The sequence below is a fragment of the Streptomyces sp. NPDC102451 genome (genome assembly GCF_044765485.1).
In the GTDB taxonomy this organism is placed as follows: domain Bacteria; phylum Actinomycetota; class Actinomycetes; order Streptomycetales; family Streptomycetaceae; genus Streptomyces.
On sequence record NZ_JBIWKD010000006.1, the window covers coordinates 159627 to 174542 of the forward strand.

A 14916-nucleotide genomic window follows, 5' to 3' on the forward strand; every position below is an offset into this window, starting at 1 on the left:
ACCTTCGGGATGGGGGACGGTCGTTACGCATGGCCAGGGAATTTCAACGCGGCCACAAGGCCAAGATCAGTGATCTCACGTCAGGGACGGATCTGTACGTAGGTGTGCAGATCGCGGGCCCCGGCCTGACGTTCGACATCAGCTGCTTCGGTCTCGACGCCAACGAGCAGCTCTCCGACGACCGGTATTTCATCTTCTTCAACCAGCCGAAATCGCCTGAGGAGTCCATTCAGCTTCTCGGCGCCCAGGCCGGTGACACCGAATCGTTCCGCGTCACCCTCGACCGTATTCCGGCGAACATCCACAAGCTGTCCTTCACCGCGACGCTCGACGGTGCCGGGCAGATGTCGCAGGTCGGCCCCGGATACATCCGGATCGTGGCGGGCGGCGAGGAAGTGGTGAAGTACGCCTTCACCGGTTCGGAGTTCACCACCGAGCGCGCGGTCATGCTCGGCGACTTCTACCTCAAGGACGTCTGGCGGTTCGCCGCGGTCGGCCAGGGCTTCGACGGCGGACTCGACGCGCTGCTCAAGAACTTCGGCGGGGAGGTCGCCGAAGAGGCTCCCGCCGAGCCGCCCCAGGGCGCCGCCCCCTCGTTCGCGCCGCCCGCCCAGGCTTCAGCGCCTCCTGCGTTCGGTGCTCCGGCCGCTCCCCAGGCGCCGCAGCCCGCACCGGCCTTCGGCGCGCCTCCGGCGCCCGCTCCCGCGCCGCAGCAGCAGCCGATGCACGCCGCGCCGACCATCGCGGCCCCCATGGCACCGGCGCCGCACGCACCGGCGCCGCACGCACCGGCACCGGCGCCCGCCCCGTACGGTCAGCCGCCCCAGCAGCCGCAGTTCGGCCAGGTCCCGGGGCAGGGCGCGCCGCCTTACGGGCAGCAGCCCCCGGGCGCCCCGCCGTTCGGACAGCAGCAGCCCCCGGGCGCACCGCCGTTCGGGCAGCAGCCCCCGGCGCAGTTCGGGCAGCAGCCCCCCGGCATGCACCCAGGTGTGCCGCAAGGCGTGCCCCAGGGTGTTCCCGCCGGTGGCGCAGGCCTGCAGGCCGCCCTGCAGCCCTACAAGGAAGCGGCCACCGGGCAGCGCTGGACCTCGCAGAACCAGCAGCTCATGCGGGTCGACCTCACGATGGGCGGCACCCCGGTGCTGGCCCGTCAGGGCAGCATGGTGATGTACCAGGGCAAGGTCGACTTCGGTTACAAGGGCGCCGGCTTTGCGGGCCGCATGGTCGGCAACGCGACGGGCCAGGAAATGCAGCTCATGCGCTGTACCGGCCGTGGCCAGGTCTTCCTCGCCGAGGAAGGGTCGCATCTGCACCCCATCGAACTGCAGGGCGACGGCATCTGTGTCTCCGCGGAGAGCGTCCTCGCGTTCGACGAGTCCCTCCAGTACGAGGTCCGAAGGATCGAAGGCCACGGGATCCCCGGCGGCGCCCTGTTCACCATGCAGTTCCAGGGCACCGGCACCGTCGTCGTCAAGACCCACGGTGTGCCGGTCGTCCTGCCGGTCACGCCGACCACCTTCGCCGACTGCAACGCGGTGGTGGCCTGGTCGTCCGCGTCCCAGGTGATCATCTCCAGCCAGGTCCGGCTGCGCCGCAACGCGTACCCGGGCCACAGCGGGGAGACCGTGAACCTCCAGTTCCGGGGAGCCCCCGGGAACTTCATCGTCGTCCAGCCCTACGAGGTCTGAGGGAGCCCGTCATGAATCAGCAGCTCGCGGGCTTCGCCCCGACCCCCGTCACGGCCCGCATGGAGAACCACGGCCACACCATGCTCAAGGTCGCCATGGCCACAGGCCAGGACCTCTACGCGCGGACCGGCTCGATGGTGGCCTACGAGGGCTTCATCCAGTACGAACCTAACCCGCCCGCCGTCCGCCAGATCGCGTCCCAGTGGATCACCGGCGAGGGCACACCCCTGATGAAGTGCGCCGGCGACGGACTGCTCTACCTCGCCGACTACGGCGCCGACGTGGTCGTCATCAACCTCAACAACGACTCGCTCTCGGTCAACGGCACGAACCTCCTGGCGTTCGACAGCCACCTCACCTGGGGTGTGGAGCGGGTCAAGGGGCTGGCCAAGTTCGCCGGCCAGGGCCTGTGGAACGTCGCGATCCAGGGCACGGGGTGGGTCGCCATCACCTCGCGCGGCACACCGATCGTCGTCGACTGCGGCCGGGGCGAGGACGAGACGTACGTCGACCCCGACGCTCTCGTCGCGTGGTCCCCGAACCTCAAGGTGAAGGGCAAGCGCAGCTTCAAGGCGGGCTCGCTCATCGGGCGGGGCAGCGGAGAGGCGTACCAGATGGCCTTCTCGGGCCAGGGGATCGTCGTCGTCCAGCCGAGCGAGGACAGTACCGACCGCCTGCGGATCCGGAACTGAGCGGGGGGAACCACACATCATGCAGAGTCCGCTTTTCAGCCACACCGAACAGCAGTCGCAGGACCGCTACACCGTCCAGAACCCGCAGCTCCTGCGGGTCTCGCTGGCCGGTCACGACGACGTCCTCGCCCGCAAGGGCGCCATGGTCGCCTACCAGGGGCTCATGGAGTTCGACGGTGAGTACCAGTCGCAGGGCCAGCGCCGCGCCCGCAGGAACACCGGCGAAGGCCTCGACCTGATGCGCTGCTCCGGCCAGGGCACGGTCTATCTGGCCAACCTCGCCCAGTACATCCACGTGGTCGACGTCGACCACGAGGGCATGACGGTCGACAGCGCCTACGTCCTCGCGCTGGACTCCTCGCTGCACACCGAGGTCATCGCGGTGGACAGCCAGTACGGCATCTCCGGCACCGGCAAGTACCAGCTCAACATCTCCGGAACCGGCAAGGTCGCCCTGATGACCTCCGGCCAGCCGCTGATGATGCAGGTCACCCCCGACAAGTACGTCAACGCCGACGCCGACGCGATCGTCGCCTGGTCGAGCGGGCTGAGGGTCCAGATGCAGGCCCAGACCCACTCCTCGGGAGTCTTCCGGCGCCGTGGCAACACGGGGGAGGGCTGGGAGCTGAGCTTCCTCGGTCAGGGGTTCGCCCTCGTCCAGCCGAGTGAGGTGCTGCCGCCGCAGCACGCCCAGATCGGCCAGGGGGCCGCGGCCCAGTTCGGTATGGGCCAGCACGGCGCGCACGGTCAGAACCAGAACAACGCCTGGAACTGAGCCGGCCGCTCGGCCGGGTGCGGGAATGAGGGGCGGTTTCCGGTGGAAGCCGCCCCTCACCCGTGTCTAACGGCCTTTCTGACGGCCTTGATCCAGTCGTACGAGGGTGCTCTCCAGCAGCCGCCCGACCGAGGCGTCCGCCACCCCCGCCACCTCGTCGTAGGGGAACCAGCGCAGATCGAGGGACTCGTCGCTGATCCGCTCCACCGCCCCGGGCGACGCCGTCGCCGCGTACTGCACGTCGAGGTGCCAGTTGCAGGGCGCCGGGATGGGATGCCGGTCCAGCCGCACGGGCCCGCCGGGCAGCAGGGTGAGCCCGGGAATCCCCGACTCCTCCGTGGCCTCGCGCAGGGCGGCCGCCGCCAGGGTGGCGTCCCGCGGCTCGCAGTGCCCGCCCATCTGCAGCCACATCCGCAGCTTCCTGTGCAGCGTCAGCAGGACCGTGCCGCGCTCCGGGGCGATCACCAGCGCGCTGGCCGTCAGGTGTCCCGCTCCGCACGCCTTCCACATGCCGTCGGGATGCCCGGCCAGATGGTCCAGGTACGTCCGGCGCAGCTCCGCCTGCTGCGCGTCGCCCCCGTCGCCCCCGTCACCACCGTCGTAACCCTCGAGTACCGAAACCGCGTCGTCGTGCAGGCTCACTTGCCGGAGTCGTCCTTGCCGTCGCTCTTCGGGTCCTCGTCGCCGGGCTCGTCCTCGCCCTGCGCCTCGGCGGCGGGCTTCTGCGGGCCCTTCGCCGCTTCGCCGAGCATCTTGTCCAACTCGGAGAAGTCCAGCTGCTCGTGGTGGACGAAGCCGTCCGGGTCGTCCAGGTCCCGGGCCGTCGGAAGCATGTCCGGGTGCTCCCACAGGCCGTCGCGGCCGTCGACGCCCCGGGCGTCCGTGAGCGAGGCCCACAGCCGCGACGCGTCCCGCAGCCGGCGAGGCCGCAGCTGGAGCCCGATGAGCGTGGCGAAGGTCTGCTCGGCGGGACCGCCGGACGCCCGGCGCCTGCGCATCGTCTCGCGCAGCGCGTCTGCCGAGGTCAGCCGGGACTTCGCGGCCTCGTGCACCACCGCGTCCACCCAGCCCTCGACGAGGGCGAGAGCGGTCTCCAGGCGGGCCAGCGACGCCTTCTGCTCCGGGGTGTCCTCCGGCTGGAACATGCCCTGCTGGAGAGCGTCCTGCAGCTGCTCGGGCTGCGACGGGTCGAACTGACCGACGACGTCCTCCAGCTTGCTGGTGTCGACCTTGATCCCACGGGCGTAGGCCTCGACCGCGCCGAACAGGTGCGAGCGCAGCCACGGGACGTGGGCGAAGAGCCGCTGGTGGGCCGCCTCGCGCAGCGCCAGGTACAGCCGGACCTCGTCCTGCGGAACGCTCAGGTCCTTGCCGAACCGCTCGACGTTCAGCGGGAGCAGCGCGGCCTTGCCGGCCGGCGCCAGCGGGAGGCCGATGTCGGTCGAGCCGACGACCTCACCGGCGAGCGTGCCCACGGCCTGGCCGATCTGCTGGCCGAACATGGCACCGCCCATGGACCGCATCATGCCGATCAGCGGGCCGGCCATGGCCTGCATCTCCTCCGGCAGGACATCGCCCATGGCCAGGCCGACACGCTCGGCCACCGGGTCCACCAGCTGCTGCCACGTGGGCAGGGACGCCTCGACCCACTCGGCGCGGCTCCACGCCACCGTCGACACGGAACCCGAGGGCAGCGACGTCACGCCGTCCAGCCACAGGTCGGCGAGACGCAGCGCCTCGTCGACGGAGGTCCGCTCGGCGGGCCCGACGCTGGCGTCCTTGCTGCCGTCCGTGGTGCCCTGCGACACCGTCTGGCGGGCGATCTGCTTGGCCATGTCCCAGTTGACCGGGCCGCCCTCGTAGCTCAGCATCTGGCCGAGCTGCTGGAAGGCCGCACCCAGGTCGTTCGGGTTCATGGAGCCGAACATCGCGGCGAACGGGTTGTCCCCGCCCGCGCCGGGCCCGAAGCCGAACGGGTTCGCCGGCCCGCCCGAGCCCTGCCCACCACCGGTGGGGTCCTTCTTCTTGCCTTCGTCGCCGTCTTCCGGCTCCTCCGGCGGAAGGCCGAATCCGAATGGGGTGTCACTCACGGGTTTCCTCGGCTCGTAGGGCCGCCGGCTCGAACCGACGGCGACTGCCCGACATCACCATCCAGCGTAGACACCGAAGACCGCTTGGGCCCTCAGTGCTCCGCCGGCTCCCGGCCTGCGGCAGGATGGACGCCACCTGGTACGTACGCGTCATTCGGGTACGTACTGAAGACAACCGCTGGAGACGCCCGGTGAGTTCCCCAGATCCGCAGGTTCGCGCAGCGCGAAACCTGGCCGACCCCTCGCCCGAAAGCAAGCCCACGAAAAATCTTTCCCGAAACCGCGGCCCGGTCGTCGCGGTCACCGGTGCCGCGACCGGCGTCGGTGAGCTGCTCACCGCCCATCTCGCCGCATCCGACGAGATCAAGCAGGTCATCGCCATCGACGAGCGCCGGGGGGACGTCTCCGAGGCGACCTGGCACATCCTGGACGTACGGGACCCCGCCATCGCCGAGAAGCTGCGCGGCGCGGACGTCGTCGTCCACATGGCGCTCGACCTCGACCTGGAGACCGACCCCGCCGCCCGTACCGCGTACAACGTGCGCGGTACCCAGACCGTGCTCACGGCGGCGGCGGCCGTGGGCGTCCACCGGGTGGTGCTGTGCACCTCGGCGATGGTCTACGGCGCCCTGCCCGACAACGACATCCCCCTCTCCGAGGACGCGGAACTGCGGGCCACGGCGGAGGCCACCGGTGTCGGCGACCTGCTGGAGATCGAACGGCTCGGCCGCCGCGCTCCCCGTGCCCACCCCGGTCTCAACGTCACGGTCGTGCGCCCCACGGTCCTGGTCGGCGGTACGGACACGGCGCTCACCCGGTACTTCGAGTCCCCGAGGCTCCTGGTCGTCGCCGGCTCGCGCCCGGCCTGGCAGTTCTGTCACGTCGACGACCTGGTCAGCGCCCTGGAGTACGCGGCTCTCGAGAAGATCGAGGGAGAGTTCGCCGTCGGCTGCGACGGCTGGCTCGAACAGGAGGAGGTGGAGGAGCTCTCCGGGGTGCGCCGCATGGAGCTGCCGTCCGCCGTCGCTCTCGGCGCCGCGGCCCGGCTGCACCGCATCGGCCTCACACCGTCACCGGCGGGCGACCTCGCCTACACCATGCACCCCTGGGTGGTCAGCGTGAGCCGGCTCCACGACGCGGGATGGCGCCCGCGGTGGACCAACGAGGAGGTCCTGGCAGCGCTCCTGGAAGAGGTGGAGGGACGTCACACCGTCGCCGGCCGGCGGCTCGGCCGCAAGGACGCCACCGCAGCGGGTGCCGCGGGGGCGACCGTCGCACTGCTCGGTACGGCGGCCCTGGTCCGGCGGGCCCGCAAGGCGCGCCGGCGTTTCTAGAGCGGACGGCGGCCCGGCCTCGCCACCCGGCAGGGGCCCCGCGCCCGTCTGGTAGGAGGCTCCAAGCGGACCGGCACGCCACCGGTCGAAACCGCTATTCCGGGATACGCGTCCCGTGCGGCACGATGGCCCCATGGCACGCACCCACAACCACCCCGGCGAGCAGGCGGCCCAGGACCCGATCCGGCTTCTGGACATCCGTGACACACCGCTCTCCGTCGACGAGGTCTTCCGCGCGGTCGGGGACGACGCCGCCGGAGGCATGGCGCTCTTCGTCGGCACGGTGCGCAACCACGACGACGGGCAGGACGTCGGCTCCCTCGGATACTCCTGCCATCCGACGGCCGGCGACGAGCTCCGCAGAGTGGCCGAGAAGGTGGTGGCGGAGTTCCCGGTACGGGCGCTGGCCGCCGTCCACCGTGTGGGTGAACTGGGTGTGGGCGACCTGGCGGTGGTCGTCGCCGTCTCCTGCGCCCATCGGGGTGAGGCCTTCGAGGCCTGCCGCAAGCTGATCGACGACCTCAAGCACGAGGTCCCGATCTGGAAGCACCAGCGCTTCTCCGACGGCACGGAGGAGTGGGTCGGCGCCTGCTGAGCGCAAACCGCCCCGGGGGGCATCAGCCCCGATTTGCGTAACCGCACCCCTGCCATGAGCGTTGGTCCTGCAGGTCGTTAATCTTCTGATCGTCAGTTGCGGTCGCTCATGGGGTAGGGAGGTCGTGATGGCAGCACTCGCTTGGCTGTTGATTCCACTTATAGCTGCTCTTGGCGCAGCGATATGGGGAGGGTGGGCAGCCCGCAATCGAACGACCGGCGATGTCACCGAGCTCGCCGGCTACGCCAGGTTCCGTGAAGCGATGGAGAAGTCGCACTCCGGTTCCGAGGCCGTCTGAGACTCCGCAGCTGTACGCAGTTGCCAACTCCGCACCGCACCCGCTCCTCGTAGGCGCAGTCCGCGCAGCGAGCGAGGCGCGATGTCCCCCGGTCCTTCCCGGACCCGCACCCGCTCCGCCGTCCGCCCCGTACGGACCGGCCCCGACGGTGCACTGACAGGCCGTTCCCGTACTGTCGTTCCATGCCACGCCGCACCGCGACGATGCTCGCCTCCACCCTCATCCTGATCGCGCTGCTCTGCGCAGGCGTGCTGATCCGCGTGCCGTACTCGGAGATGTCCCCGGGCCCGACCGTGAACACCCTCGGCGACGCCCGTGGCGAGCCCGTCCTGCACATCAGCGGGCGCAAGACGTATCCCACGTCCGGGAACCTCAACATGACGACGGTGCGCGTCACCGGTGCCGACTACGACATGAACATCGTCGAGGCCGTCTACGGCTGGCTGGCCCATGACAGCGTGGTCGTGCCCCACGAGACCCTCTACCCGGACGGCAAGACCGAGGAGGAGTCGACGCAGGAGAACGCCGAGGAGTTCAGCCAGTCCCAGGAGAGCGCCAAGGTCGCTGCCCTGGAGGAGCTGAAGATCCCCGTCACCTCCCGCGTGGTGGTCTCCACGGTCGTCAAGGACAGCGCCGCCGAGGGCGTGCTGCACGCGGGCGACGTGATCGAGGCGGTCGACGGCACGGCGGTCGAACAGCCGGAGGACGTGGCGAAGCTCGTCACGAAGCACGAGCCCGGCGAGAAGGTCGTCTTCACGATCATCCCGGCGAAGACCGCGGCGGCGGCGGAGAAGGCGGGCAAGGAGCCCAAGGGCTCCCGCGACGTCACGCTCACCACCCGCAAGGGGCCCCAGGACCCCTCGAACCCCTCCGAGGACCGGGCGATCGTGGGGATCCAGGCGGGGACGGACCACACGTTCCCGTTCGAGATCGACATCAAGCTGGCCGACGTCGGCGGCCCGAGCGCCGGACTGATGTTCTCGCTCGGCATCATCGACAAGCTGACGCCCGACAAGCTGACGGGCGGCAAGTTCATCGCCGGCACCGGCACCATCGACGACGACGGCAAGGTCGGCCCCATCGGCGGGATCAACATGAAGCTGGTCGGCGCGCGCGACGCGGGCGCCCGGTACTTCCTGACTCCGGACGACAACTGCTCCGCTGCCGACTCCGACACCCCGAGCGGCCTCACCCTGGTGCGGGTGAAGACCCTCGACGACGCCAAGAAGTCCCTGGAGAAGATCCGCGCGGGGGACACGGCCGGCCTGCCGAGCTGCTCGAAGGGCTGAGAGCTCGAAGGGCTGAGAGGCTGCCGGCCGGCCCCCGCCGGAGGCGTCAGGACTCGAAGGTGGCCGCGAGTGCCTCGGCCAGCCCCGGAACGAGCCCCGCACCGGTCAGGACCTCGGTGGGGGAGTCCTTCTCCCGCAGGCGCACGGCGGAGTCCCGCGCCCCGTCCCGCAGCACCGCCACGGTCATGCGTACCTCCTGCCGGTCCGGGTGCTCGGCGACCCACTTGGTCAGCTGGGCGTCGGACAGGCCGTCCGGTACGGACGCCTCCGCCGAGGGCGGCAGCATCAGCCGCTCGACGGTCATGGCGCAGCCGACCACGGCGTCGGGCCAGGCGATCGTGGCGAGGAATTCGTCCAGCGCGGTGCCGGCCGGGAGCTCTTCCTGCTCCACAGGGGTGAGGGTGGCGGTCGTGGAAGCGCCGTCGTCGAGGCCGAGCTGGGCGGCGAGGCCCGGCTCGTGGGCACGCAGCCGGGCGGTGTCGACCAGGGCGAACAGCCTGGCCGGCTGGTCCCAGCCGAGACCTGCGGCATAGGCGTCGATTTCGAGGACGGCGACGGTGAGTGGGCTCGCGGCCATCGGAGGGCCTGAGGGGGAAACGTTGGGCATGCCCAACATCCTGCCTCCTTCTGCCCCGGGAACGGGAACTAGGTAAAGCCTCAGTAAGTTGCATAGGTGGGCTCTACGATCGCTGGGCCCGCTCCACACGACCCGCGAACTTCGAGGTGCGCACGTTGGCTTTCCAGATGCCGGACCGCGGCGGAGGCCCGACCGGGCCACGGATCAGAGTCGGCCGCCCGTCCCGGCGCGCCCGTACCCTGCTCATGACATTGGGCGTCCTGGCGGTCCTCGCCATGGCCTTCGTCATGTTCGCCGGGTTCTGGACGGACTGGCTCTGGTACAGGTCGGTCGCGTATTCGTCCGTCTTCACCACCACCCTGTGGACCAAGATCGGGCTGTTCCTCGTCTTCGGACTGCTGATGGCCGTGGCCATCGGTGTGAACATCTGGCTCGCGCACCGGCTCCGGCCGCCGCTGAGCGCGATGTCGCTGGAGCAGCAGAGCCTGGACCGCTACCGGATGAGTGTCGCCCCGTACAAGAAGTGGGTGCTGCTCGCGGTCACCGCGCTGGTCGGGCTGATCGCCGGCGCCTCCGCGTCGGGCCAGTGGCGTACGTGGCTGATGTACGTCAACGGCGTGTCGTTCGGGCAGAAGGACCCCCAGTTCAAGCTGGACGTCTCCTTCTACGCCTTCGACCTGCCCTGGTACCGCTTCCTGCTCGGCTTCGGTTTCGCCGCGGTGGTGCTGTCGCTGATCGCGGCGGCGGTGACCCACTACCTCTACGGCGGGCTGCGGATCACGAGCCCCGGCGCGCGCGCCACGGGCGCGGCCACCGGTCATCTCTCGGTGCTGCTCGGCGTCTTCGTCACGCTGAAGGCCGTGGCGTACTGGCTCGACCGGTACGGCCTGGCCGTGAAGTCCAGTGACTTCAAGGCCACGGACAACTGGACCGGCCTGCGGTACGTCGACGCCAACGCCTACCTGCCGGCGAAGACGATCCTCTTCTGCATCGCGGTCATCTGCGCCGTGCTGTTCTTCGCGACGCTCTGGCGCCGCACCTGGCAGCTGCCGGTGATCGGCTTCGGTCTGATGGTGCTCTCGGCGATCCTGATCGGCGGGCTCTACCCGGCGATCGTGCAGAAGTTCCAGGTCCAGCCGAACGAGCAGGCCAAGGAAGCCCCGTTCATCCAGAAGAACATCGACGCGACGCGCGACGCCTACGACATCGACGACGCGAAGGTCGACGACTACTCGGGCACGAGCACGACCGACGACAGCACCAAGCTGAGGGCGAGCGCCGACTCGGCCGCCAGCTACCGCGTGATGGACCCGAACGTCGTCTCGCCGGCGTTCCAGCAGCTCCAGCAGAAGAGGAACTACTACCAGTTCCCCAAGACGCTGGACGTCGACCGCTACAAGGGCGAGGACGGCAAGGAGCAGGACACCGTCATCGGCCTGCGCGAGCTGAACCTCCAGGGCCTCCCCAAGAGGAACTGGATCAACGACCACTTCACGTACACCCACGGCTACGGCGTCATCGCGGCCCGGGGCACCACGACGGGCACCAACCCGACGGGGTCCCCCGACTTCACGGAGTCGGGTCTGCCGACCACCGGCGAGCTGGGCAAGTACGAGCAGCGGATCTACTACGGCGAGAAGACCGAGCAGTACTCCATCGTCGGCGGGCCCCAGAAGGAGCTCGACTACGAGGAGGACGGCGAGAAGACCACCAGTTACGAGGGCGACAGCGGGGTCAGCCTCGGCAGCGCCTTCAACCGGGCGGCCTACGCGGTCTCCTTCAGCGAGCCTCAGATCCTGTATTCGGGAGCCATCGGCGACGGCTCGCGGATCCTCTACAACCGCACCCCCAAGGAGCGCGTCGAGGCGGTCGCGCCCTGGCTGACCATTGACGGCGACGCCTACCCGGCGGTCGTCGAGGGCCGGATCCAGTGGATCGTCGACGCGTACACCACGACCAACGGCTATCCGTACGCCTCGCGTACGACGCTCGGTGACACCACGGCCGACTCGCTGACCACCAACCAGCGCGCGGTCGTCGCCCAGCAGAACCAGGTCAACTACATCCGGAACTCCGTGAAGGCCACCGTCGATGCGTACGACGGCAAGGTCAAGCTCTACGAGTGGGACACCGAGGACCCGGTGCTCAAGACGTGGCGCAAGGCGTTCCCGGGCACGGTGGAGCCGCGGGCGGACATCCCGAAGGAGCTGATGGACCACCTGCGTTACCCGCAGGACCTGTTCAAGGTCCAGCGTGAGCTGCTGACGCGGTACCACGTCGTGAACCCCGCGCAGTTCTACAGCGGCAGTGATGCCTGGCAGGTGCCGGACGACCCCACCAACAAGGAACCCGGGTCCGTTCCGCCGTACTACCTGAGCATGAAGATGCCGGACCAGGACACGCAGAAGTTCTCCCTGACCACGACCTTCACCCCGAAGGGGCGGCCCAACCTCGGGGCGTTCATGGCGGTGGACGCGGACGCGGCCAGCAAGGACTACGGCACGATCAGACTCCTGAGAGTCACCAGTACGGTCAAGGGTCCTGGCCAGGTGCAGAGTGAGCTCAACGGCAACGACGACGTCGCCGAGTTCGTGAGAAACCTCAAGGGCACCGACTCGGACATCGAGTACGGGAACCTCCTGACGGTGCCGCTCGACGGAGGCTTCCTCTACATCGAACCGGTGTACACGCGCGGTGGCACGCAGAACTATCCGCTGCTGCGCAAGGTGGCCGCCTCGTACGGGTCGAAGATCGTGTTCGAGAACAGTCTCGGTGAGGCGCTGAACGCGGTCTTCGGGGTCGAGGGCTCCGATACGACGACTCCGCCCACCGAGCCGGACGAGCCACCGGGTGACACCACGGAGCCTCCGGCCACCGGGGACGCCGCTCTCAAGAAGGCCATCGCGGACGCCCAGAAGGCGTACACGGCGGGTGAGACGGCTCTCAAGGAGCAGGACTGGGAGGCCTACGGCAAGGCTCAGAAGGACCTGCAGGAGGCCCTTGAGCGTGCCGCGGCGGCTCAGCCCAAGGCAGGTGCCGGCTCCTCGGGCACCGAGGGCGCGGCCAAGCCGGAGGGCGACGACCAGGGCAGTTGAGAAAAGGTCCACCCCGCGTCGTGGTACGGTTTGAACACAACGACGCGGGGTGGAGCAGCTCGGTAGCTCGCTGGGCTCATAACCCAGAGGTCGCAGGTTCAAATCCTGTCCCCGCTACTGAAAGGTGAAGGCCCGGATCCTTTGGGATCCGGGCCTTCGTCATGTCACGGCGCATTTTTCAAGTTGTCGGAGTGAAGTGCGGTTCGCGGGGCACGAGTTGGACTCACTCGTGTTTCACTTGTCTCTCTGTGGGCATGTCGACAAAACGCCGAAGTGACTTCACTGGCCGCGGTATTCCAGGTGTACGCGGGTTGCAGGTGGTGCGACGATGGTATTTATGGGGGACAGGGCAACTCTGTTGGAGACAGGGCGGTTTGTGCAGCGACGCGGCCGGACGACGGAAAACATGGCAGATGCGGCATTCGCCGCTGCCCTGGCCGGAACCGCTGACACCGCCGACGGCGTCCACGAGGACGCCGCCTTCACCGTGGACATCACCGGGACGCCCGGCACCGTCGTAGGAGCCGTCGAGAGAGCCGTCACGGCCGGCGGCGCGGACACCACCGACACCACCGACACCGCGGACCACGCCGACGAGACCGAGGCGCGGCACCGCCGTGCCGCGGAAGCCGGTGACACGGCGTCGATGAGCGTCCTGGGCGCCCTCCTGCTGCGCCGCGGCGACCTGGACGGTGCCGAGACCCACCTCCGGGCGGCCACCGCCGAGGGCGACCGGGCCGCGGCCAACAACCTCGGCGTGCTGCTCCACCAGAGGGGATACGCGGACGAGGCGGCCGGCTGGTGGCGGATCGCCGCCGTCGCCGGTTCCGCGGCCGCCGCGCACGCCCTCGGCCGTCACTTCCGGGAGCGCGGGGACGAGCCCGGCGCCGAGTACTGGCTGCGCCAGTCCGCGGAGCAGGGCCACGCCCTGGGCGCGTACGCGCTCGCCGACCTGCTGGAGCACCGCGGGGACGACGGCGCCGAGCGCTGGCTGCGCGCCGCCGCGGAGCAGGGGCACAGGGAGGCCGCGTACCGCCTGGCGCGGACCATCGAGCGCAACGCCGTCGGTGACGCCCACGACGCCTTCGGCCTGGGCCGCGTCGTCGGGGGCGAGGAGCGCCGGGGGCTGGACGCCGTCCCGCCGGCCAGGCCGGACGGTCCCGTCGCGGGCCCGGACTCCGGACGCGTCGGCGAGGCCGAGCAGTGGTACCGCCAGGCCGCGGCCCGTGGGCACCGCCGTGCCGCCCTGCACCTCGGCGCCATCCTCGAACAGCGCGGGGAGCTGAAGGAGGCCGGCCGCTGGTACCTCACCGCCGCCAAGGACGGCGAGCCCCGGGCGGCCTGCGCCCTCGGCTTCCTGCTGCGTGACGCGGGCGACGAGGAGAGCGCGGCCGTCTGGTGGCTGCGTGCCGCCCAGGACGGCGACGGCAACGCCGCCAACGCCCTGGGAGCCCTGCACGCGGCCCGGGGCGAGCAGCAGACCGCCGAGCGCTGGTACCGCGCCGCCATGGACGCCGGTGACGTCAACGGTGCGTACAACCTCGGCCTGCTCTGTGCCGCCCAGGACCGGATCCCGCAGGCCGAGCAGTGGTACCGCCGGGCCGCGTACGCCGGACACCGCGAGGCGGCCAACGCGCTGGCCGTGCTCCTGCTCCAGGCAGGGGACGCGACCGGGGCCGAGCCGTGGTTCTCCAAGGCCGCGGAGGCGGGCAGCGTGGACGCCGCCTTCAACCTCGGCATCCTGCACGCCGGCCGGGACGAGGACGGCACGGCGCTCGGCTGGTACCAGCGGGCGGCCGCCGCCGGGCACACCGATGCCGCGCTCCAGGTGGGCATGGCCCTGCTGCGGGACGGCGACGAGCGGGCGGCCGAGCGCCATCTGCGCTGCGCCGCGGGCGGCGGCAGCGCCGAGGCGGCCTTCCGGCTGGCCGGCGTCCTCGACCTGCGCCAGCCCGCGCCTGGCCCTCCCGCGCTGGGCGAGCCGATGCCGGAGAAGACCGAGTGCGAGGAGTGGTACGAGCGGGCGGCCGAGCAGGGCCATCGCCGTGCCCAGGTCAGGGCGGGGATGCTGGCGGCCGCGCGCGGTGACATGCGGAGCGCCGCGCGCTGGTACCGCGAGGCGGCCGAGTCGGGCAGCCGCAACGGGGCCTTCAACCTCGGCCTGCTGCTCGCCCGTGAGGGCAGCGAGCGCGAGGCGGCCCTGTGGTGGAGCCGCGCCGCCAACGACGGGCATGGCAGGGCGGCCCTGCGCCTCGCGCTGCTCGCCGCCCGCCGGGGCGAGCTCACCGAGGGGCAGCGCTGGTGCGCCCGGGCGGTCGAGCTGGGTCCGGCGGAGGTGGCGGAGCGGGCCGCACGGCTGCTGGAGGCGCTCCACCAGGAGCTCACCGCGTGACGGCGGGCCGGACGGACCGTGGGTGCGCGCGGGTGTCCGGCGAATGAATTTGCTCCGGCCGGTGTGCGTACCGTAGAGTTGCAATCACAAC

Annotated in this window: 11 protein-coding genes and 1 tRNA gene; 9 read left to right on the top strand and 3 right to left on the bottom strand. The window is 70.4% G+C overall.

Features of this window, described 5'->3' with window-relative positions; all coding sequences use genetic code 11:
* The first annotated feature begins 29 nt into the window (after positions 1–29).
* The 3 genes from ACIRD8_RS16255 to ACIRD8_RS16265 are packed head-to-tail and all read left to right on the top strand — an operon-like array spanning position 30 to position 3155.
* Positions 30–1688, top strand: coding sequence for a TerD family protein (locus ACIRD8_RS16255; RefSeq protein WP_403991101.1), 1659 nt, complete (start codon positions 30–32; stop codon positions 1686–1688).
* A gap of 11 nt (positions 1689–1699) precedes the next feature.
* Positions 1700–2380 (top strand): AIM24 family protein, encoded by a 681-nt coding sequence (locus tag ACIRD8_RS16260; protein ID WP_403991104.1) that lies wholly within the window; start codon positions 1700–1702, stop codon positions 2378–2380.
* A gap of 19 nt (positions 2381–2399) precedes the next feature.
* Positions 2400–3155 carry an AIM24 family protein gene (locus ACIRD8_RS16265; protein WP_403991107.1) on the top strand — a complete coding sequence of 252 codons (756 nt, stop codon included), beginning with the start codon at positions 2400–2402 and terminating at the stop codon, positions 3153–3155.
* A 66-nt stretch (positions 3156–3221) separates the two neighbouring features.
* On the opposite strand, the gene ACIRD8_RS16270 is transcribed toward ACIRD8_RS16265, so the two are convergent.
* Entirely contained in the window at positions 3222–3797 is a 576-nt protein-coding gene (locus tag ACIRD8_RS16270) for an NUDIX hydrolase (protein ID WP_403991110.1), read from the bottom strand.
* Positions 3794–5245 (bottom strand): zinc-dependent metalloprotease, encoded by a 1452-nt coding sequence (locus ACIRD8_RS16275; protein WP_403991113.1) that lies wholly within the window; start codon positions 5243–5245, stop codon positions 3794–3796. Before ACIRD8_RS16275 ends, ACIRD8_RS16270 begins: the two co-directional genes overlap by 4 nt.
* 191 nt (positions 5246–5436) lie before the next feature.
* Here ACIRD8_RS16275 and ACIRD8_RS16280 point away from each other — a divergent pair, with 191 nt between their 5' ends.
* The 3 genes from ACIRD8_RS16280 (at position 5437) to ACIRD8_RS16290 (ending at position 8761) form a co-directional block, all read left to right on the top strand.
* On the top strand, positions 5437–6579 hold the full coding sequence (locus ACIRD8_RS16280; protein WP_403991116.1) for an SDR family oxidoreductase: 1143 nt from the start codon (positions 5437–5439) through the stop codon (positions 6577–6579).
* A 133-nt stretch (positions 6580–6712) separates the two neighbouring features.
* A complete protein-coding gene (locus ACIRD8_RS16285; RefSeq protein WP_403991118.1) occupies positions 6713–7174 on the top strand; it encodes a molybdenum cofactor biosynthesis protein MoaE in 462 nt (153 codons plus the stop codon).
* A 480-nt stretch (positions 7175–7654) separates the two neighbouring features.
* The gene (locus ACIRD8_RS16290) at positions 7655–8761 is read left to right on the top strand and encodes a PDZ domain-containing protein (protein WP_403991121.1); all 1107 of its coding nucleotides are present in this window, start codon (positions 7655–7657) and stop codon (positions 8759–8761) included.
* A gap of 46 nt (positions 8762–8807) precedes the next feature.
* Here ACIRD8_RS16290 and ACIRD8_RS16295 read toward each other — a convergent pair whose 3' ends face one another.
* Entirely contained in the window at positions 8808–9377 is a 570-nt protein-coding gene (locus tag ACIRD8_RS16295) for a PPA1309 family protein (protein WP_403991124.1), read from the bottom strand.
* A gap of 128 nt (positions 9378–9505) precedes the next feature.
* On the opposite strand from ACIRD8_RS16295, the gene ACIRD8_RS16300 reads away from it, so the two are divergent.
* The 3 genes from ACIRD8_RS16300 to ACIRD8_RS16310 all read left to right on the top strand — a co-directional run bounded on the left by ACIRD8_RS16300 (position 9506) and on the right by ACIRD8_RS16310 (position 14825).
* Positions 9506–12433, top strand: a complete 2928-nt coding sequence (locus ACIRD8_RS16300; RefSeq protein WP_403991825.1) for a UPF0182 family protein — start codon at positions 9506–9508, stop codon at positions 12431–12433.
* 43 nt (positions 12434–12476) lie between these two features.
* Positions 12477–12550 (top strand) — tRNA-Met (locus ACIRD8_RS16305).
* Between the two features lie 211 nt (positions 12551–12761).
* Positions 12762–14825 carry a sel1 repeat family protein gene (locus ACIRD8_RS16310; protein WP_403991127.1) on the top strand — a complete coding sequence of 688 codons (2064 nt, stop codon included), beginning with the start codon at positions 12762–12764 and terminating at the stop codon, positions 14823–14825.
* Positions 14826–14916: the final 91 nt, after the last annotated feature.